This window comes from Sphingomonas sp. DC5200-1 (assembly GCF_049897245.1).
In the GTDB taxonomy this organism is placed as follows: Bacteria; Pseudomonadota; Alphaproteobacteria; order Sphingomonadales; family Sphingomonadaceae; genus Sphingomonas; species Sphingomonas aquatilis.
Genome location: NZ_JAFCVW010000038.1, coordinates 1 through 1,056, shown reverse-complemented (window position 1 = coordinate 1,056; position 1,056 = coordinate 1). Strand labels below are relative to the sequence as shown.

At 61.5% G+C, this 1,056-nt stretch carries 1 pseudogene; it reads left to right on the top strand.

From position 1 onward, the window contains the following. Positions 1–197 precede the first annotated feature (197 nt). Positions 198–947, top strand: a pseudogene (locus tag ACP7A3_RS20925) (DUF4158 domain-containing protein); the annotation flags it as partial. Positions 948–1,056 lie beyond the last annotated feature (109 nt).

Genomic DNA, 1,056 nt, shown 5'->3' with positions numbered 1-1,056 from the left:
CTGAAGATCAACGGCCTCGCAACCATCAGCGAGGATGTCGTGGAAGCCGCCCGCAGCACCCTCGTCATCGGCGTCACCTAGTGCTGACATTCGTGACATTTACCGCTGAAAGCCACACCAATTTCCGCAGCCTTGGGTCTTTCACAATCCTCTTTCACTAAGCCAACAAAAGGCAAGAGGTTTTTGGAGGATGAAACATGCCCGCACGTATTCCGATGACCCAGCGGCAGCGCGCCGCGTTGCTTGCTTTGCCCGACAGCGAGGCGGCGGTGGTGCGACATCATGGCCTCGATGCCGAGGACCTTGCTGCGATCGGCTTCGCACGCACTCCGGCGACCCGCTTGAGCTATGCCCTGCAACTCTGCTGCCTGCGCTATCCGGGGCGACATCTGCGCACAGGCGAGCTGTTGCCTGCAATCATGCTCGACCACATCGCCGAACAGGTCGGAGTGGATGCAGGCGTCGTCGCCGACTTCGCGCGGCGAGCGCCGACCCGCTACGATCAGCTTGCCGCCATCAAGGCGCGCTTCGGATTCACCGATCTGAGCCGGCCAGCGCGCGGCATCATGATGACTTGGCTGGAAACCGAAGCCATGGCTATCGTGGACGGGCGCATTTTGCTTGATCGATTGCTGGACGAGCTGCGCACGCGACGCATCGTCATCCCTGGCATCAGCGTCGTTGAGCGGATGGCGGCCGAGGCGATGCTTCGGACGGAAACCGATCTGGTCGCCGCGGTCGATGCTAAACTCGATGCGGATATGCGTCAGCGTCTCGATATGCTGATCGATGAGAAGGTACATGACCGGCAGAGCCGCTTGTCCTGGCTGCGCGAACCAGAGCCCCGCGTCGCGTCAGCCTCGCTTGCCGAAATCCTCGAGAAGGTCGCGATAATCCATAGGACCGGTATTTCCAGCATTCCGGTCGATCCCCTGCATGTGGATCGGCGTGGAAAAGGGACCCCGGTAGCGGGGTGATCGGCGTCGAAAAAGGACCCCTCATCCCGGTGGTCTAGGGTGCTCGCTTGGCGGTGTGTCAGGCGGCGAGATCGGGATG